This window comes from Arthrobacter sp. NPDC093139 (assembly GCF_044754165.1).
Taxonomy (GTDB): Bacteria; Actinomycetota; Actinomycetes; order Actinomycetales; family Micrococcaceae; genus Arthrobacter.
The window spans coordinates 310,068-328,475 of record NZ_JBIVOO010000001.1 but is presented as its reverse complement, the minus strand read 5'-3'; the positions used below and the strand labels follow the sequence as shown (position 1 = coordinate 328,475).

17 protein-coding genes are annotated in these 18,408 nt (G+C 64.1%); 10 read left to right on the top strand and 7 right to left on the bottom strand.

What is annotated here, in order from left to right:
* Window positions 1-197: 197 nt before the first annotated feature.
* The 3 genes from ACIP90_RS01665 (at window position 198) to ACIP90_RS01655 (ending at window position 2,206) form a co-directional block, all read left to right on the top strand.
* Window positions 198-1,061: a DUF3097 domain-containing protein gene (locus ACIP90_RS01665; protein ID WP_400576178.1), complete on the top strand. Its 864-nt coding sequence runs from the start codon at window positions 198-200 to the stop codon at window positions 1,059-1,061.
* A gap of 49 nt (window positions 1,062-1,110) precedes the next feature.
* Entirely contained in the window at window positions 1,111-1,620 is a 510-nt protein-coding gene (locus ACIP90_RS01660) for a DinB family protein (protein ID WP_400576176.1), read from the top strand.
* 166 nt (window positions 1,621-1,786) lie between these two features.
* Window positions 1,787-2,206 (top strand): DUF4870 domain-containing protein, encoded by a 420-nt coding sequence (locus tag ACIP90_RS01655; RefSeq protein WP_400576174.1) that lies wholly within the window; start codon window positions 1,787-1,789, stop codon window positions 2,204-2,206.
* A gap of 73 nt (window positions 2,207-2,279) precedes the next feature.
* Here ACIP90_RS01655 and hemW read toward each other — a convergent pair whose 3' ends face one another.
* Both hemW and lepA read right to left on the bottom strand, forming a co-directional pair.
* Entirely contained in the window at window positions 2,280-3,509 is a 1,230-nt protein-coding gene (gene hemW, locus ACIP90_RS01650) for a radical SAM family heme chaperone HemW (protein ID WP_400576172.1), read from the bottom strand.
* Window positions 3,510-3,545: 36 nt separating this feature from the next.
* Complete coding sequence (lepA, locus tag ACIP90_RS01645) at window positions 3,546-5,399, bottom strand: translation elongation factor 4 (RefSeq protein WP_400576170.1); 1,854 nt, start codon at window positions 5,397-5,399, stop codon at window positions 3,546-3,548.
* A 196-nt stretch (window positions 5,400-5,595) separates the two neighbouring features.
* Here lepA and ACIP90_RS01640 point away from each other — a divergent pair, with 196 nt between their 5' ends.
* Both ACIP90_RS01640 and rpsT read left to right on the top strand, forming a co-directional pair.
* Window positions 5,596-6,186 (top strand): type II toxin-antitoxin system PemK/MazF family toxin, encoded by a 591-nt coding sequence (locus tag ACIP90_RS01640; protein ID WP_400576168.1) that lies wholly within the window; start codon window positions 5,596-5,598, stop codon window positions 6,184-6,186.
* Between the two features lie 188 nt (window positions 6,187-6,374).
* On the top strand, window positions 6,375-6,635 hold the full coding sequence (rpsT, locus tag ACIP90_RS01635) for a 30S ribosomal protein S20 (protein WP_215050069.1): 261 nt from the start codon (window positions 6,375-6,377) through the stop codon (window positions 6,633-6,635).
* A gap of 146 nt (window positions 6,636-6,781) precedes the next feature.
* Here the strand turns inward: rpsT and holA are convergent, their stop codons facing one another.
* A complete protein-coding gene (gene holA / locus ACIP90_RS01630; protein WP_400576166.1) occupies window positions 6,782-7,798 on the bottom strand; it encodes a DNA polymerase III subunit delta in 1,017 nt (338 codons plus the stop codon).
* A 196-nt stretch (window positions 7,799-7,994) separates the two neighbouring features.
* Here holA and ACIP90_RS01625 point away from each other — a divergent pair, with 196 nt between their 5' ends.
* Both ACIP90_RS01625 and ACIP90_RS01620 read left to right on the top strand, forming a co-directional pair.
* Window positions 7,995-8,192: a YegP family protein gene (locus tag ACIP90_RS01625; RefSeq protein WP_400576164.1), complete on the top strand. Its 198-nt coding sequence runs from the start codon at window positions 7,995-7,997 to the stop codon at window positions 8,190-8,192.
* A gap of 101 nt (window positions 8,193-8,293) precedes the next feature.
* Window positions 8,294-8,860, top strand: a complete 567-nt coding sequence (locus tag ACIP90_RS01620; protein WP_400576162.1) for a hypothetical protein — start codon at window positions 8,294-8,296, stop codon at window positions 8,858-8,860.
* A 364-nt stretch (window positions 8,861-9,224) separates the two neighbouring features.
* On the opposite strand, the gene ACIP90_RS01615 is transcribed toward ACIP90_RS01620, so the two are convergent.
* The gene (locus tag ACIP90_RS01615) at window positions 9,225-9,818 is read right to left on the bottom strand and encodes an RNA polymerase sigma factor (RefSeq protein ID WP_400576160.1); all 594 of its coding nucleotides are present in this window, start codon (window positions 9,816-9,818) and stop codon (window positions 9,225-9,227) included.
* A gap of 562 nt (window positions 9,819-10,380) precedes the next feature.
* On the opposite strand from ACIP90_RS01615, the gene ACIP90_RS01610 reads away from it, so the two are divergent.
* Window positions 10,381-10,614 (top strand): hypothetical protein, encoded by a 234-nt coding sequence (locus ACIP90_RS01610; RefSeq protein WP_400576158.1) that lies wholly within the window; start codon window positions 10,381-10,383, stop codon window positions 10,612-10,614.
* A gap of 248 nt (window positions 10,615-10,862) precedes the next feature.
* Window positions 10,863-11,951 (top strand): RNA polymerase sigma factor, encoded by a 1,089-nt coding sequence (locus ACIP90_RS01605; RefSeq protein WP_400576156.1) that lies wholly within the window; start codon window positions 10,863-10,865, stop codon window positions 11,949-11,951.
* Window positions 11,952-12,468: 517 nt separating this feature from the next.
* Here the strand turns inward: ACIP90_RS01605 and ACIP90_RS01600 are convergent.
* Window positions 12,469-13,080, bottom strand: a complete 612-nt coding sequence (locus ACIP90_RS01600; RefSeq protein ID WP_400576154.1) for a lytic transglycosylase domain-containing protein — start codon at window positions 13,078-13,080, stop codon at window positions 12,469-12,471.
* A gap of 418 nt (window positions 13,081-13,498) precedes the next feature.
* On the opposite strand from ACIP90_RS01600, the gene ACIP90_RS01595 reads away from it, so the two are divergent.
* The gene (locus ACIP90_RS01595) at window positions 13,499-13,981 is read left to right on the top strand and encodes a DapH/DapD/GlmU-related protein (RefSeq protein ID WP_400576152.1); all 483 of its coding nucleotides are present in this window, start codon (window positions 13,499-13,501) and stop codon (window positions 13,979-13,981) included.
* Window positions 13,982-14,059: 78 nt separating this feature from the next.
* Here the strand turns inward: ACIP90_RS01595 and ACIP90_RS01590 are convergent, their stop codons facing one another.
* A complete protein-coding gene (locus tag ACIP90_RS01590) occupies window positions 14,060-16,210 on the bottom strand; it encodes a transglycosylase domain-containing protein (protein ID WP_400576151.1) in 2,151 nt (716 codons plus the stop codon).
* Window positions 16,211-16,441: 231 nt separating this feature from the next.
* A complete protein-coding gene (locus tag ACIP90_RS01585) occupies window positions 16,442-18,265 on the bottom strand; it encodes a ComEC/Rec2 family competence protein (protein WP_400576149.1) in 1,824 nt (607 codons plus the stop codon).
* Window positions 18,266-18,408: the final 143 nt, after the last annotated feature.

The window sequence follows — 18,408 nt, the reverse complement described above, 5'->3', positions numbered from 1 at the left end:
ACCGTTTTCCGGGCAAGGCCATGCAGCGCCCGGCGACGCATGGTTAGCACTCGACATCCCTAAGTGCTAACAAGTCTAATATGAGACGGCCGGTTGTTAGCATTGGTACCGCTCCGGGCGAAATTCCGGACCGTGTCCGCCCGGAGGCTGATTCCCGGCCGGGGCGGCAGCCTCCTAGCGCAAAGCGGTGTTTAACGATGCAGTATCAGACCTGGGGTCCGCAGGAGATCGCAGCGCCCTCCAAGAAAGATTTGCCGGAAGTGCCGGTGGAGCGCGGCATGGTCCTGGAGGACGTGCAGTCCGGCTGGGTCGGCGCCGTGACGCGGGTGGAGAAGTCCGGCGGGATGCATGTGGTCACCCTGGAGGACCGCCGAGGCAAGTCACGTTCCTTCCGGCTCGGTTTCGGGTTCCTGCTGGAAGGCCAGCCCATTCGGCTGATGCCGCCGGCGGCCAAGCGGCCAGCCTCCGCCCCGGCCGGTCGCACGGCGTCGGGTTCCGTCCGGGTTGAGGGCCAGCGCGCCCAGGTGGCCAAGGCCAGCCGGATCTGGGTCGAAGGCAAGCACGACGCTGAACTCGTGGAGAAGGTTTGGGGCGACGACCTCCGGGTGGAGGGAATCGTCGTCGAGCCCCTTCACGGCATTGACGACCTGGCCGGGGCGGTCGCCGCCTTCCGCCCAGGGCCGGGCAGGAGGCTCGGCGTCCTCGTGGACCACCTTGTCCCGGATTCCAAGGAGTCCCGTATTGCCGAGGCGGTCATGGCGTCGCCCGGCGCCGCCGGCAACGTGCTCATCGTCGGCCACCCGTACGTGGATGTCTGGCAGGCCATCCGGCCCTCTGTCCTGGGGATCGCGCAGTGGCCCGTGGTGCCGAGAGGCACTGACTGGAAGACCGGGATCCTCGCCGCCTTCGGCTGGCCGCATGCCACGAAGGAGGACATCGGCCTGGGCTGGCAGAAACTCCTGGGGGCGGTGCGGACCTATGCCGATCTCGAACCTTCCCTGCTGGGACGGGTGGAGGAGGTCATCGACTTCCTCACCGCGCCTGAGAGTACCGTGCCCTAGATATGCCTGTGCCTTAGAAATACCTGGCCCTTAGCGATACAGTGCCGAGATGAAATCCAACGACTTGCTGCTGGATGCCTTCGGCCGAATCCATGAGGCTGTGGCCGCCGTTTTGGAAGGATCCGACGGCGGATCCCTGCTCCACCGGCCGGCAGGCAGCGGAAACTCGATTGCGTGGTTGATCTGGCATCTCAGCCGGATAGAGGACTCGCAGGTCGCCTCCGCCGCGGGACTGGATCAGGTGTGGACCTCGCAGGGGTTTGCCGGCCGCTTCAATCTGAAGCTGCCCGACCGCGACACTGGCTACGGTCATTCGACCGACCAGGTCGACGCGGTGCACGGCACGCCGGAGCTGTTGCTCGCATACTACGATGCCGTTCACCAGCAGACCGTGGAGTTCCTGAAAACCCTCGGCGACGATGACTTCGACCGCATCGTCGACTATCACTGGGACCCGCCCGTCACTCTCGGGGTGCGGCTGGTCAGCACCATTGCTGACTGCCTCCAGCACGTGGGACAGGCCGCGTACGCCAAAGGCTTGAACCCCGGGTCCGCTTAAAGGACGAGCACGGTTAGGGAAGCAGGTGTCTGCGGCGCGTCGTTCATTCTGCGCCTGACCCAGTATTCTTGGAGGGGCGCCTTTCGCGCCGCCGCCATCCGGCGCAACCGGCCGGCGGCGAACCACCTGCGCCAACGCATCAACGCAAGTTTAAGGAAGACAAACCGTGGCAGAAGACGCTCGTGACCGCAGGGACCACCAGTCCGGCCCTGACGTGCCCCAGTACCATGGCGTGCCGGCCAATGCACTTCCGCTGACGGCCAGCGAGGACCGGCAGTGGGCAACGCTGGCACACTTCGGCGGTATCCTCGGCTGCGTGCCGGCACTGCTGATCTACCTCATTTTCCGGGAGCGTGGACCGTTCACAGCCCAGGAATCCAAGGAAGCCCTCAACTTCACCCTGCCGCCCACCATCGCGGCGGTGCTCGCGAACCTTCTGGTGCTCCTCCCGGTGGTGGGAAATATTTTCGCTGTCATCGCCACCCTGATCTGGATTGCGCTGACGTGCTTCGCGGTGTCCGCCGGCATCCACGTCAACCGGGGCCAGCCGCACCGGTACCAGTACAACCTTCGCTGGATCAAGTAACCGCAAAGCGGCCCCAGACCTGTTTTCGGGTCTGGGGCTGCTGTTGTTTAAGCCTCTGCTGTTGCCTGCGGATTCAGTCTGGCAGGATTCTGCGGACAACGGCGTCGGCCAGCAGGCGGCCCTTAAGGGTGAGAACCAACAACCCGCGGAAAGCCTCCGCCGGCGACACGAGGCCGTCGGCAATGAGCCCGGCCACAGCGTGCTTGCCCGCGTCGGACAGCGAGCTGACCTCCACTCCTGATGCCAGGCGGGTCTCAAGCATTATCCGCTCCACGCCGCGGGTCTCGGCGTCGAGTGTTTCGCGGCCGGCAGCGGGCGACACCCCGGAGCCGAGCCTGCCGGCGTAGGCCGTGGGGTGCTTCACGTTCCACCAGCGGACTCCACCGACATGCGAGTGCGCGCCAGGTCCGATGCCCCACCAGTCGTCCCCGCGCCAGTAGGCCAGGTTGTGGCGGCACGCCTGTTCGGCAGTGGCTGACCAGTTGCTGACCTCATACCAGCGGAGTCCGGCGTCGGAAATCATCTGGTCGGCGAGCTCGTATTTGTCGGCATGGTCGTCGTCGTCGATTCCGGGAACTTCGCCACGGCGGATCTGGGCGGCGAGCTTGGTGCCGTCCTCAACGATCAGCGCGTAGGCGCTGATATGGTCCGGCTGGTACGACAGTGCGGTCTCCAGGGAGAAGCGCCAGTCTTCGAGGGACTCCCCCGGCGTTCCGTAGATCAGGTCCAGGCTGACGGCGAGCCCGGCGTCGCGCGCCCACTGCACCACAAGCGGGACACGGCTTGGGGTGTGGGTGCGGTCCAGGACCTTCAGCACGTGGGGCACCGCGGACTGCATACCGAAGGAGACCCGCGTGAAGCCCGCATCTGCGAGCAGTTGCAGGGACTCCGGCGTGACTGAATCGGGGTTAGCCTCCGTGGTCACTTCGGCGTCCGGTTCGATCCCCCATGTGGCGATGGCGCCGCCGAGGATTTTGGCCAGGTCCTCCGCCGGCAGGAGCGTCGGCGTGCCGCCGCCGAAGAACACGGTGCTCAGCTTCCGGGCAGGCAGGCCCGACTGCTCCAGGACCCGGGCGGCAAGGTCCACTTCCGAAATGGCGGTGGAAGCGTATGCGTCCTGGGAGGCGCCGCCCCCGAGTTCCGTGGCCGTGTAGGTGTTGAAGTCGCAATAGCCACAACGCACCGCGCAGAACGGGATGTGCACGTACAGCCCAAAGGCCCGCGCTGCCGCACCGTCCGCCGCCTGTTGGGGCAGCAGACCGTCCGACGGCGCGGGATCGCCCAGGGGAAGAACGCTAGGCATGTGTGCGGCCTCCGGTGGTTCCGGCCACGGTCATCACTACTTCTTGGCCTTGTCCTTGGATTCGTCGGTGGTCAGGGCGGCGATGAAGGCCTCCTGGGGTACTTCCACGCGGCCCACCATCTTCATGCGCTTCTTGCCTTCCTTCTGCTTTTCCAGCAGTTTGCGCTTACGGGAGATGTCACCGCCGTAGCACTTGGCGAGAACGTCCTTGCGGATGGCGCGGATGGATTCACGGGCGATGATCCGGGATCCGATAGCCGCCTGAATCGGCACCTCGAACTGCTGGCGCGGGATCAGCTCGCGCAGCTTGCCGGTCATCATCACGCCGTAGGCGTAGGCCTTGTCCTTGTGGGTGATCGCGCTGAAGGCGTCCACCTGTTCGCCCTGCAGCAGGATGTCCACCTTGACCAGGTCGGCGACCTGTTCGCCGTCGGCCTTCCAGTCCAGCGAGGCGTAGCCGCGCGTCTTGGACTTGAGCAGGTCGAAGAAGTCGAAGACAATTTCCGCCAGCGGCATCCAGTAACGCAGCTCAACACGGTCTTCGGACAGGTAGTCCATACCGCGCATAACGCCGCGGCGGCCTTGGCACAGCTCCATGATGGCGCCGACGAACTCGTTCGGTGCCAGGATAGTGGCAGCCACCATGGGCTCACGGACTTCGTTGATCTTTCCGGAAGGGAACTCGCTGGGGTTGGTGACCGTAACCACGCTCTTGTCCTCGAGCGTTACCTCGTAGACCACGTTCGGGGCGGTGGAGATCAGGTCCAGGTTGAATTCGCGTTCGAGGCGCTCACGGACGATTTCAAGGTGCAGCAGGCCCAGGAATCCGACACGGAAGCCGAAGCCCAGGGCTGCGGAGGTTTCCGGTTCGTAGATCAGGGCTGCATCATTCAGCTTGAGCTTGTCCAACGCGTCGCGCAGCACAGGGTAGTCGGTGCCATCCAGGGGGTAGAGGCCGGAGAACACCATGGGCTTGGGGTCCGCGTAGCCGCTCAGGGATTCCGAGGCCGGCTTGGCCAGGTTGGTGACGGTGTCGCCCACCTTGGACTGGCGGACGTCCTTCACGCCGGTGATCAGGTAGCCCACTTCGCCGACGCCCAGGCCCTTGGACGGGGTGGGCTCGGGTGAGCTGACGCCGATCTCGAGGAGCTCATGGCTGGCCCGGGTGGACATCATCTGGATGCGTTCGCGGGGGTGGAGCATGCCGTCCACGACGCGCACGTAGGTGACCACACCGCGGTAGGTGTCATAGACGGAGTCGAAGATCATGGCACGGGCGGGGGCATTCGGGTCCCCCACGGGAGCAGGAAGGTCCCGGACAATCTTGTCCAGCAGCGCCTCGACGCCGACGCCGGTCTTGCCGGAGACAAGAAGTACGTCTTCAGGATCACCGCCGATCAGGCTGGCAAGTTCCGCGGCGTACTTCTCCGGCTGTGCCGCCGGGAGGTCGATCTTGTTCAGGACCGGGATGATGGTGAGGTCGTTCTCCATCGCCAGGTACAGGTTGGCCAGCGTCTGGGCTTCGATGCCCTGCGCTGCGTCCACCAGGAGCACTGCTCCTTCACAGGCGGCAAGGGAGCGGGACACCTCATACGTGAAGTCCACGTGTCCCGGGGTGTCGATCATGTTCAACGCGTAGTTAACGCCGTCCAGTTCCCAGGGCATGCGCACTGCCTGGGACTTGATGGTGATGCCGCGCTCTCGTTCGATATCCATGCGGTCCAGATACTGGGCCTTCATGTCGCGCGACTGCACGACGCCGGTGAACTGCAGCATGCGGTCGGCCAGGGTGGATTTACCGTGGTCAATGTGCGCGATGATGCAGAAATTCCGAATGATGGCCGGATCTGTCGCGGCGGGCACCGGGGCGGTGCGGGCCATGGGAGACACGCAGGGTCCTTACTGTTGGCATTTCCGCGGCGTCATTCCGGGCCGAACTCGGGCCATCCTGCTCCTGCCGCATATCTGAACCTCTAGTCTCCCACGTTCGGGCGCGCCGCAGTACATTCGGAGCCACTGTGCATTCGAAGCGCAGTACATGTCAGGAGTCCGGCATGCCGGAACGGCCCGGCGGTATGGTTGCCGCATGGACATGAACTTCCGCCGCAGCATCGGCAACGCCGTCCGCGCATCGCTCCGCTTCCTCGCAGGCTCCCCGCACCCCACACGGTCCGGCAGGGGCGGCGCAAAGAACGGTTCGGCCTACGCGTCGCCGGCATCGTCCGGAAAGTCGCCGCGGATTGCCGCGTCCCGCACGGGCACGGCGGTTCTGTCGGGTCCCTATCCCGGCGACTTCCAGGGCACGACGACCCTGCGGTACTCCCCTTCCCCGGACGGCCGGCCCGATCCCGGCGAGGTGGTGTGGACCTGGGTCCCTTATGAAGAGGACCATTCCCGCGGCAAGGACCGCCCAGTGCTGCTTGTCGGGAGTCAAGGGCAGTACCTGTTGGGCCTGATGCTGACCAGCAAGGACCACGATGGACATCCCCGCGGGCAGCGCGACTACGTTGACATCGGCACGGGCCCGTGGGACCGGGAAGGGCGTCCCAGCGAAGCCAAGCTGGACCGGGTCCTCCAGATCCGCCCCGCCGACATCAGGAGGGAAGGGGCCATCCTGGATCGCAGCCAGTTCTCGCTGGTGGCAGATGCGCTGAGGCGGCTGCGAGGGTGGAAATGAGGCGCCGGACGCGCCACACCCACGCACATCGTGTCTACCGGGCGAATTCTGCTATTATTTATAGCTGTGTGTCCGTGCAGGTCGACGGCCACTGATGGTTGGCCGCCATAGGTATCCCCACGCCGCTCAGTCAATGGCCAGCCTGAAAGCCCTCTAGACCATTTCCGCATTAAAAAGAGAGTTCACACGTGGCAAATATCAAGTCCCAGAAGAAGCGCATCCTGACCAACGAAAAGGCTCGCCTGCGCAACAACGCAGTCAAGTCCGAGCTGAAGACTGCCATCCGCGCCGTCAACACCGCCGTTGAGTCCACTGACAAGGAAGCCGCTACTACTGCGCTCGTTACTGCCAGCCGTAAGCTGGACAAGGCTGTCAGCAAGGGTGTTCTTCACAAGAACAACGCTGCAAACCGCAAGTCGGCGATCTCCAAGAAGGTCAACGCACTCTAAGGTTTTCCAGTTCAACTGAACTGATGCTTGTGGCCGGCACCATTGGTGCCGGCCACATCTCTTTAAGCCGGCCCCTCTCCTTCAACCGGCCAGGGCTCCGGGGCATTGTACGAACCCGCAGGGTGATGCGCGCCCGCCAGGCGTCCCTAGCGGCCGCGCGCTGCCGTGGCGATGACCGTGACCGCGTGCTCCACGGCATAGACAGGATCCCGGGACAGTCCTTTCACCTGCGCGTCGGCCTCGGCCGTGACCTGAATGGATCTTGCCAGGCCCTCCGGAGTCCACCGCCGGACATCTCGTTGCGCCTGTTCCACGAGCCACGGCTGCATGCCAAGCTGCCTGGCGATCTGCGCCGATGATCCTTGGGCGCCCGCGACCTTCGCGACTGTCCGCAGCTTCGCGGCCAATGCCGCCACCAGCGGCACGGGGTCGGCTCCTGTGGCGAGGGCGTGACGGAGCGTGGATAGTGCCACGGGAGCGTTGCCGGCCATGGCGGCGTCGGCCACTTTGAATGCCGTGGCCTCGACCCTCCCCCCGTAGTAGCGGTCGACCATGTCTGCGTCCACTGCCGTGGACGCATCGGCGATCAGCTGGCTGCAGGCCGCCGCAAGTTCCGACAGGCTGGCGCCGACGGCGTTCACGAGCGACTGCACGGCATCCGGCTCTATGCGCCGCGACGCTGCCTTGAATTCAGAGACCACGAAGGCGGTCTTTTCGGCGTCCTTCTTCAGCGGCTGGCAATCAACAACCGGCCATCCCCCGGCCTTGACGGCATCCAGGAGCTTCTTGCCCCGGGCGCCGCCTCCATGCCGAAGAACCAAAACCGCATCCTGCTCCGGCTGCTGCAAATAGCCAAGCGCGTCGGCCAGGAAAGCATCGTTCATGGATTCGAGGCCTTCGACCTCGATGAGCTTGCTCTCACCAAACAGGGAGGGACTGACGTTCATCGCCAGCGACCCCGCCTCATAGATCCCGGCGTTGAGCCGGGTGACCTCAACGTCCGGAGCAGCCGCCCGGACCTGCGAGCGTACACGGTCCATTGCCCGGATGCCGAGGTATTCTTCCGGCCCCGTGACGAGCACGACGGCGGCCGGCGTCACGTCCCGCCAGGTGGCAGTGTTCGTCGCCGTCGTCCTGGATCGTTGGGTCTGGGCAGCGGCCACTCTAGGTTCCTCCCGGGATACACATTGCTGCCTCTAAGCCTGCCATGGCGCACCCGCTGCACCAAGCCGCGCACGGCAGTGCGCAGCGGGTCGACCCTGTCCGCTGCGGACGTTTGCGGGAAGGGTGCGTGAGTCGTCACCATCACCTGCTTAAGCAGTTAAGCCCCTTGAACCCCACCACGCGAGGAGAACGACCATGGCCGCAAAGTTCGAACTGTATCTGGACGCGGATGACTGCTTCAGGTTCCGACTCGTCGGATTGGACGGTACCGTCATGCTTACGTCGGAGGCATTCGCACATGAAGATGTCGCAATCGCTGGCATCTGGACCGTGCGAGAAGCCGCCGCCGCTGGGAGAGTCGTGGACCTCACGGGTTCGGACACCACAGTCTGACGCCGCGACGCGGCCCCGCGCCTGTCCGTCACGATCCGGCCGTTTGCTGGTTAGCCCTGCGCGACCATTGTCGGGTTGACGGGCTAAGGAAAGGACAAGAAATGGGTGGGTCGGGACAGGTTCGGGCGACAGCGGAAAATGAACAAACCCTGATTCGGGCACTGCCGTCACGATTGACCCGGACGCCTGCCCGGGATACTGCCGCCCAGGGCCAGGCCAAGGGCAAGGCGCAGGTTGTTGGCGCTGGGATCCTCCATGATCCGGTCGAATTGTCCAGACGTGTCAACAGGGTCTTCTCGGCCGTTGAACCGGAAATGAGCAGGGAAGCGGGGCTGGCAGTCATCACAGGGCTCCTGGCCGGATCGGGGCACGTACCGACCGCTCAGTGGTGGGACAATCTCCTCGACGGCGTCCCCAACTCCGTCAGAAGGCCTGAAGTGCTGGACACACTTGCCAGATGGCTCGACGTCGACGCCAGGTACTTCACGCACACGGACCGTGAACGTGACGACCGCATCGAAGCCGAGCTGGATCTCTACCGTGCCCTCAGAGAAATCCACGCCCGGCTGATGGATGACGGGATCCAGGGCGGCAGGGAAGTCACCGCCCGCCGGATTCAGGAACTTACGGCAATTCTCCACAAGCATTATCCGACCCCACGCAGATAGACGCCATGACAGGGATCAATCGCGGCGGGGGTTTGCCTCCCGCCGTGCAGCCCTGTGAGCAGTGTGGCCGTGCGACGTGGGGCTAGGGGGAGTGCGGCCGTGTTGGACGCGCGGCCATGTGGGACATTCGGGTTGTGGGACGGGGGCCTCCGGCAAGAACTCGAGCCTTCCGGATGCCGCCCGTCCCGTCCGCTCGCGGGTGTCTCATGTCCGCGTCGCGAATGTGCAGTCAGACGTCTTTTGGCTGGGGGGTGGCCGCCGGACGCAGCATGGACAACTGATCGCCTGCACACTCCCCTAACTTCCCAGGCTGTGATTCGTGACGCGGGGACCACCGCGTCCAGACCTTGGCCGAAGTGACAGGTTACGATCCGCCCTGCTGCTCGTACGCGCTGCGCAGCCCGGCCTTGGCACGGACCAGCAACGCCGAGACCGCGTTGGGTTCAATGCCCAAAACCGGTGCTATGTCTCTTGGCTTCTGTCCCATGACCTCGGCGTACCACAGCACTTTCCGCCACCGCTCCGGCAAGGAACGCATCGCACAAGCGACGTGCTCATGCTCGAACACAGACAGAACAGTCTCAAGCCCGTGGTCGTCAACAGGACCCCGATCCAGGGCCTCGTCCGGTGCTGGCTGCTCACGGCCGCGCCTTGTCCAGAACGTCATCGCGACTGAACGGATTGCAGTGTTCAAGTAAGGGCCAAACACGTCTGTCGGTCCGTACCCGTTTCTGATGGCGCCGACAGCCTTCGCGAAGCTGTCATGAAGCACGTCCTCGGACTCCTGGGCGCCGGACATCAGACCCCGGATGAACCGCAGCCCCGGCTCGCGATACCTTTCATATAGCACCGCCATGGATTCCGCATCCCCGGACCGGACGCCGTCAATCAAATCCGATTCAGGGCCGAAAGCCGCCGGCACCGAAGAGGACTCCGTCGCGGCGCTAGCCTCCGACACGTTCTGCTTGGCCCCGGAGGGCTCGCTTGATGCTGCAGGGCATAGTTGCCCATCCCCCGGTGAAGCGTGCTCAAGTGTTTCCATGTGGTTGCCTGCCGTCGACGCTGAAAGGTGAGGCCATGCCCCCTGTGCCTCACTCCATTCACCTCGGATAAGCCCGTTTCATGACGCCGTGGCCGGCGATTCTTTGCGAAAACGTTGGCACGTGCTGACGGATCGGACGTGATCTGGCCGTGCCAGTGATTCTCTTGCCGCCGCCAGGCGTCACCTTTTCGCCTCCGGGCCGTTAATGGGCTAGTAAATCCGTATCGCCGGGCAGTTGCCCGTTCAGCGATGTCACTTGGGGGGGTCCATCATCAGCATTTCCAGCGGAAATTCGACCGGTCAAGATCCCACAAGCACCGCCCAAAGCGTACTTGCCCCCAAACCGCCAGGTGTCCCTTTCTCGGATCCAGCGCCGGCCATGCCCGGGCCGGATCTCGTGTCCTGCAGAAAGACCGGATCAGCCCGGACCGGTAGGATGAAGATCATCAGCATAGGCAGCAATCCGGGGGTGATCGGCATGCCTAAAGAACATGACCCGAGGATGACCGTATCGGTCGGCCAGCGGGAGTTCGAGGAACTGAACCGCGAATGGGCTGACTACGTTGCCGCGACCGGTGGGGGCGCAGGCCCGGTTGACCCGGTTCTCACACTACGACGGACTGGCCGGATCCTGCGGTCCCTGGACCGACTGCTGGCGTCAATGGACCGCGAGGATGGCACGACTGATCATCCCTCGGCGCCACAAGCATGAATGACCAGCGTGAATAGAGGCGGCTTCCGTAACACAGCAACTTGTTCATGTTTTTTATGACCAAAACTTATTGAAAGCTGCACAAGGTGATTTTGTGAAGGCTAACATCTTTCGTATCCGCCAGGAATTCATCGTCCGCCCGGAGTCACCATGTTCACAGTTTCCCCTCTGCCACCTGCCGCATCCACGTGCCAGGGGTGGTTGTGAAGGCCTCCTCCCGGACCATGCTCCCCGGCGGATCTGCGGGAATGAAAGCAGATATGGCCGAGGCGGAGGCAACGGCCGAAGCCGAAGCCGAAGCCAGCCTTGTCAAGGATTGCCGGGAAGGCAGGGCAGGGGCAGTTCTTGAGCTGTACCGGATCCATTGGGAACCTGCCCTGGCGTATGCCCGGAGGCTGAGCAGGTCTATACATGACGCAGAGGACATCGCCGCGACGGCCTTCCTCAAATCACTCTCGGCGATGCGACGCGGGAAAGGGCCAGTTGGGCCGATCCGGCCCTATCTTCTCAGGGCCGTCCGCTCAGCGGCACTGGACCGTCATTCGTCCGCTGAGCATCCATCAGAACGAATAGCCGAGCTGGCTGACGATCGGAACCCCGGTCGCGACCATACTGGCCAGCAGGAGCATGATTTCGTGGCGGAGGCCTTCGCGACACTGCCCATCCGTTGGCAGCGTGCTCTTTGGTATGTGGAAATTGAAGGACTGAAGCCGCGCGAAGCCGCCCCTCTTCTCGACATCACGCCCAACGCGCTCTCGGCCCTCCTCAGGCGTGCGCGGAACGGCCTTCGTGAAGCCTATCTGGTGGTGTATCTGCGCAACGCAGAAGACAGCGGCTGCGAGTCCATGCTTCCGTTTCTGGCCAGCGCTGCACTGGAGCGCGCTACCGCGGCGAACCAGGCCCAGGTGGACAGTCACATCCGCACCTGCCGGAGCTGCCGCCGGGCACTTCACGGATTGGGCGACGTCAGTTCTAAAATGTACGGCGTCCACCCCGGACTTCTTCCAGCGGTGCTCTCGCCTGTAATGGCCGTCCGGATCCTCGAGCTCTTGTCTTCCCCCGCCCATTGCCCCTTGGCCCACATCGCGGAAACCTTCCATGAATCCGCTGACATTGTCCCTACTGTCCTCCAAGGGCTGAAAGCCCTCGGAGCAGCGGCGGCCGTTGTGATGCTCATGCTGCTGCCTGCAGGGCCGAACGCTGCAACGACGGAGCTGGAGTCCGATGGCCGGTTCGGTGATTGCTCCGCTTACGCAACATCCGTCGGTTGTAGGCCACATTCAGCCTTCGGCCCGGTTTACCTCCAGTCACGGGCCGAAACGCGCGGATCCCAGTAGGCAGGACCTACCGGGACGGTTATCCAGGAGATGGTTGCCGAGGGGACAGTTGCCACAGCACAGGTGCGTCAGCCAGGGTAATCCAATGGAGACGGCTCACGCCGCCGGACGTCCGCTTTGCCTCGGCCAGCCCCGCACCCTTCACAGGGAGCTACGGCCAGTTGTTCCAACTGCCTCGCATAGGCCGTGACGTCCTGCAGGGTTTCAACGAGCCAAGGCACGTCAACATGGGCCAGCTGCGACTGTGCCCAAACCCCCGCCACCGGGCCCAGGGGGTCGATGGCCTGACGCCGGAGTCTGCGAATCAGCTCCAGCCGGTCCTCAACGGAATCGAGCGCCTCCTTCTCCCCGTATGACGAACATCTGATATCCGGTGTGGCCTGCCCGTTCATTGATTGTTCCTTCCAAGGAGTTGCCGTGACGCTTGAAGTCACACAGTGCTCTCAGTTCGCTATAGAACAAACGCCGAACCCAGCTCTTCGTGACGCGTGCCATAGCTGAAGGCCAATGAAATGAGTCAGCCGGCAGGGTCTGACCGTGCGGCGTAAGCGTTGGCCTGGTCGCGCACCTGGACCACGTAGGAATCCGACTGGTTATAGGAGAACACGGCGTCGTTCCACCCTCGGGCGGTCGTGAGGTCACGGCCGCCCGAGCACAGATACGAGGCGGCACTGAAGGCGGCGTCGTCGATACTAAGGGGGTCGGCTTCTCCGTCTCCGTTCCCATCCCGCCCGGACAGCTGCCAGGTGGAGGGAATGAACTGCATTGGCCCGACGGCATGATCCCAAAGGGCGTCACCGTCCAGAGCGCCTGCGTCCGTGTCAGGAATGGCGGCGAATCCTTCCCCGTTGAGGCTGGGACCGATAATCGGCCTGCTCGCCTGACCGGCACTCGTCAAAGTTCCGCCGCCGTGACTTCCGTGGGCGGACTCGATGAAGCCGATGGCTGCCACCGTATTCCAGCCGATCCGGCAGGTCGGGGACTCGGCGTTGGCCATACCGGCTGCGGCCGCGTAAGCCAGGATGGCCCGGGCCGGGATGCCGGTCCGGGCCGCAGTCCGGTTGAGCCACTGGGCATCAACTGTGCTCCTGGTGATGTTCACCGCAGGGGTGCTGTCGGTTGAAAGCACCCCGAGTTTCGCCTCCGATTTCGGCGGCGGAGGCTGGACGCCGTGCCTCCCCCCGCCGGACACGTGAAGTGTCCAGAACGAGAACCCCGTAATGACGCAGACTGTGAAAAGGCAGAGGACTGCGAGCCGCTTCAGACGGAGCATGAACTACCACGCATCATCTGCGCCTTTGCGCCTCATCACAGTCGGTTGCCACATGGCTGATTCTCTTTTCATGGTTTTGTTGTCTGACCGGAAAGCAACCTACACCACTGCACGGCATTCCTGTCGAGTTCAGTTCGGCACGCCGCAAACGCGCAATCGGGTGTGCTACCGGCTGGTCCACGCGCACCAGCACGGGAATGCCTGAAGTCCAATGCGCGTTAATTCAGATGTCCGGCCGATCTGGAGTCGCTCGCCGGACGCGGACAGGAAGGGAATGAGCAACACCATCGAATCAGTAGAAGACGAAGCCGGAAACGTCATCACGTACCGCAGGCACGCCAACGGCGGCGGGCTCATCGGACGAGGCGCGAAGGTGGACGACACTTCATTCATTAGGCCGACCACATATGTTGAGGCTCGCGCGTCCGTGGGCTCCGGTTGCCGCATCGGTGCGGGCTGCTGGATCGACCGCAAGGCACGCATCGGTAATGGTGTCTTCATTGGAGACGCTGTCTACGTGGGTGAAGGGGCAGCCGTCGGCAACAATGTTCACATCGGCAGCCACTCACGCATTGGAGCGCGCGCCCAGATTGACGACGGGGTCCGTCTCCATGGCGACAGCACCGTCAGGGAAGGCGGCCACATCTCAGCCGGCAGCACGCCGACGGCCGGATCTTCCGTAACCGCTCTGCCGCACCATAAGCTGCCGCACCACAAGCGGCCGCGCCGTAAGGAGCAGAGCCGGAACGCGGCGTGACGCAGGCGCCCCCGGGACGTGGTCGACCCCAAGGGCACCCCATGCCATGGCTTTCTGCAACTACCCGGCCTCGCGTGCTCAGTTGCCGATCATCGAAGCCGGAGGCTTGGGGAACGCCTTTGTCGGGTAGAGTCCGGCAACCTTGTTCATATATGTCGACCACTGCGGTCCGGCGAGCATGTAGCCGTCGATGCGGTCGTAGCGCTTGCCGTTGATGGTGAGGTTCCTGCCGGGCCGCTTCTGGCCCTCCATCGTGTCGCCAAAGAAGGACGCCGTGGCCAGCCCGGTGGTGTAGCCCACCACCCAGGTGGCGCCGTTGGTGTTGTTCGTGCCCGTCTTGGCCGCAATGGGCATCCCGGTCTTGATCTTGGGCCTGATGTGGACGCCGGACCCCTTCTTCATCACGTCCTGAAGCACCGCATTGACGCCACGGGCCACTTCCCGGTCCACGGTGACCTTGCAGCTTGGCTTCTGAGCGGGAAGGGTCCGCTTTGCGATATCGTTCACCCGCAGAATGGCAAACGGCTCACAGTAGCGGCCGTCAGCGGCGAAGGTGGCGAAGGCATTGGCCATCTGTAGCGGAGCCACTGCCGTCCCTCCGAGGATATTGCCCAGCTGGTGCATGTTGACCTGGGAGCCGTCCAGCCCGCTGTGAACACCCACTGCATCGACCATTTTCTGGATTCCGCAGAAGTCCAGCTGGGCAGCTTCGGCAAAGGTCGCGGTGTTGATGGAGTTGTACAGCCCATAGTCGGCGGGCATCCTCCGGTAGAACTCTCCCGAGTTGTTCTGCAGATCGTCGGAGGCATCGAGTCCCGCCCTGCGCTGCTGGCTACTGTAGGCGCCGAGGACCTTCCCGCAGGAGGAGCGCCACTTAAATCCGAGCGGGTACTCCCGCTGGGACGCGTCCACGACCTGCGTGATCTTCTTGCCCTCATTAAGCCATTGCGCGAAGATGAACGGTTTCATGGTGGAACCCGGCTGGAAGCCGCCGGCGCCATTGAGGTCATTGCCATTGGCGTCCTTGGAATCCACGTTGAAGTTCAGCTGCGTGTCGAACTTCCCCTTCCCCGGCAGGAACACCGTATTCTGCGCCATCGAGAGGATCTTGCCGGTACCGGGTTGGACAGTGACCAGTGATGCGCCCCATTTGGTTGGATTCGCCCCGGCCGTTGCATCGACCTGGGCCTGGGCCGCGGCCTGCAGACGGCTGTCGAGGGTGGTGGTGATGGTCAGCCCCCCGCGGCGCAGCCTCTGCTCGCGCGCTTCAATGTCTGCCCCGTAGGCGGGGTTGTTCAGGATCAACTGAGCGACATAGTCGCAGAAGTAGGGAGCCATCACAGCCCCGGCGCACCCTTGTTTGGAGGGCCGAATTTTCAATCCCACGTCGGCGGCCACGGCGTCGTCGTGCTGTTTTTGCGTGATCTTGCCCTGCTCGAGCATGGCGCCCAGGACCTGATTGCGGCGCTGGAGAGAGTTCTCTGGATTGGCCACCGGGTCATAGACGCTGGGGCTGTTGACGAGCCCGGCCAGGAGTGCGGCCTGTGGCAGATTGAGCTTGCTCGCAGGAATGCTGTAGTAGTACTGGGCGGCCGCTTCAATGCCATAAGCGTTGCGATTGAAGAAGACGATGTTGAGATAGCCTTCCAGGATCCTTTCCTTGGTGAATTTCTTTTCAAGCTCGATCGCCAGCCGCATTTCACGCAGCTTGTCCCCGATGTTCTTTTGCCCGCTGAGGATCACCTGCTCTTCATGTCCGGCGGAGATCCTTGCCTCGTTGGCCACATTGGTTACGTACTGCTGGGTGATGGTGGATGCCCCCTGCCGCTCCCCTTCAGTGAGGTTGGTGGTCAGTGCCCGGAGGACGCCCAGGGGATCGATCCCGCCGTGGTCGTAGAATCGGCTGTCCTCGATCGCCACGACCGCATCCTTGATGAACGGGGACATCTGTCGGAGCGGGATCCGCACACGGTTTTCCGCGTAGAAGGTGGCGATCGTCTTTCCGTCCGCCGTCAGCATCTTCGTGGTCTGCGCCGGCGGCTCGACCGCCAGTTCGCTCGGAAGGCTGTTGAAATAAGTGAGCGACCTGCTGGCCGCGGTGCCGGCGAGGGTGAATTGCGGAACAAGGTAGGCTGCCACGAGGACGCCGCAGATGCTGCTGAGGATGACGAATCCGAACATCCTCACCAGGAGCCTGCGGATTGGCGATGACAGGCGCGTTCTTGCCATGATTCCAGCTCACATCCCGTCCAATGTGACAACAGAATACGCGCCCGGCCAGCTCGGATCCAGACATCTGCAGGGTAAGCGGAACACTCTTTCTCTCCGCTCCCCAAAAGGTGCAAGCCTTGACCGTCCTGTGGCTGTTGTCGCTGCCTTCGCCCACCTTGGTCCCGACAGAAAACCCTCTGATGGCGCGATATGCGGGCCACCGGCTTCCGGGACTATTACTGGCCGGCGTCACGTCCCGCCAGGTGGAATTGTTCGTCGCCGTCGTCCTGGATCGCTGGGCCCAGGCAGCGGCCAGTCCAGGTTCCTCCCGGGATACATATTGCTGCCTCTGAGCCTGCCATGGTGCACCTGCTGCACCAAGCCGCGCATGGCGGTGCGGGCGGTCCGGGTCGACCCGGTCCGCTGGCACATCCGCACGATCCGCTCCAGTGTTTCGGCGATGGCGCCATGCGCGACGAAGACAAACCCCACCGTCCGGGCCGGACCCGCCGCCAACCAGACGAGCAGCACGTTCAGAACAGAGAACAGCACCATGGTGAACAGTCCGAAGGGGCCCTCTGGCCACGGCGGGGCCGCACCCGGCAGCCCAGCCATGAACCTGGCCACGCCGGCCACTCCAGCCGCGAAAAGCCCGGCGGCCCCGATCAATGGCGCTGCAAGCCACGGAAGCAGCGGAACAAGCGGCACCGCAGCGGTGCCCAAGATCGTGACCGGGGCAATCAGCGGTGCTGCCAGTACGTTGGCAAGCAGGGAATACGTGGCGAACTGGGGCTGCAGCATCACGATCACGGGACCACACAACAGCTGGGCGGACAACGGCACGGCTGCCCCGGCTGCCATCCAGCGCGGGATGACAGCTGGGATCCAGGACACTATCTGCCGGCCCAACACGATGATGCCAAGGGTGGCCAGGACCGACAGCAGGAATCCGAAGCTTGTGCCGAGTCCGGGGTCGATGAGCAGAAGCCCGATGACCGCCAAGCACAGGAAACTCAGTCCGCGCCCTCCTCGTCCGCCGGCAAGGGACGCCACGGCGATCGCACCCATCAGCGAGGCCCGCAGGACGCTGGCATCCGGCCCAACCATCAGCACAAAGAGCCCCAGGCCTGCCAGGGCCAAGGCAGCCGCGGGAAGCCGTCGGAGCCGCAGGCTGCGCGCCGCCAGCAACAGGGCTCCAAGGATGAGGCTGCAGTTGGCCCCGCTGACGGCAGTCAGGTGGGTGAGCCCCACCGTCTGCATTGAGAGCTCCAGTTGTTCGTCCAGACCGCTCGTGTCACCCATGACCATGCCGGGCAGGAGCCCTCTGGCATCAGTGTCCAGCCAGCCCGCGGCGGCCGAGAACTGCCTTCCCAGCGACGCCGGCCCTGATGTCCACGCATCGGCGGGTTCAAGCGCATTGGGAGCCGCGGATGCAGCCAGGATGCCAGCCTCCGCCTGGCCGGAGTCCGGAGGGCGGAGCTTCCCGGCAGCGCGAACCCGCTGGCCAGGAGCCACATGTTGCCAGTCAGCACCGCCTAGAATCACCACCCGGGCCTCAGCCCGGAGCAGCTGGCCCCCTGTGCTCAGCGACGTGACGGTTGCGTCCACCGACCAGCGTGATGACAGGTCGGATCCGCCTTGCGATTTCAAGGCGCGTGGAGCGCCCGCGATTTCAACCTCGGCCAGGCATGATGCACGGGCCGCAACGGCCTCTGCCACAGGCCCATCATGCTTCTGTGCCGAAGATACCGCCGAGTGCGCCGCGGCGGCGACGGACAGCAGCATCGCGGCTGCCATTGTCAGCAGGAAGCTCCGGCCGGGATACCCTCCAGTCCTGTGCCGCCGCATGACCGTTACCGCCAGCAGGACCGAGACCGCGGCCACGGCGCAGGACAGCCCGAGGAGCCATGTGGCGTGCAACCAGGGCCCGGCGCCGGCGGCAGCCCACACGAAAAGGGCAGGCGGGATCAAACGAAGGTCCACACGGCGCCGCCTCTCCCCGGCCGGACTGGCGGCCCGCTCCTCGGGAACCAGCCTGGACAAGATCCGCTCGCGGAGGATTTGCAGGGGCACCGATGGAGGCTGTCTTACAGCTGCGGTTCCGGCCGGAGCCGGAGCCGCCGCCGGAGGAGCCCCTCCGGGCCCGCCCTGCTCAGCCGTGCCGCGCACAGCAGCCTGCACATAGCGGTGCCATCTGCTGGTTCGCGCTGACTGGC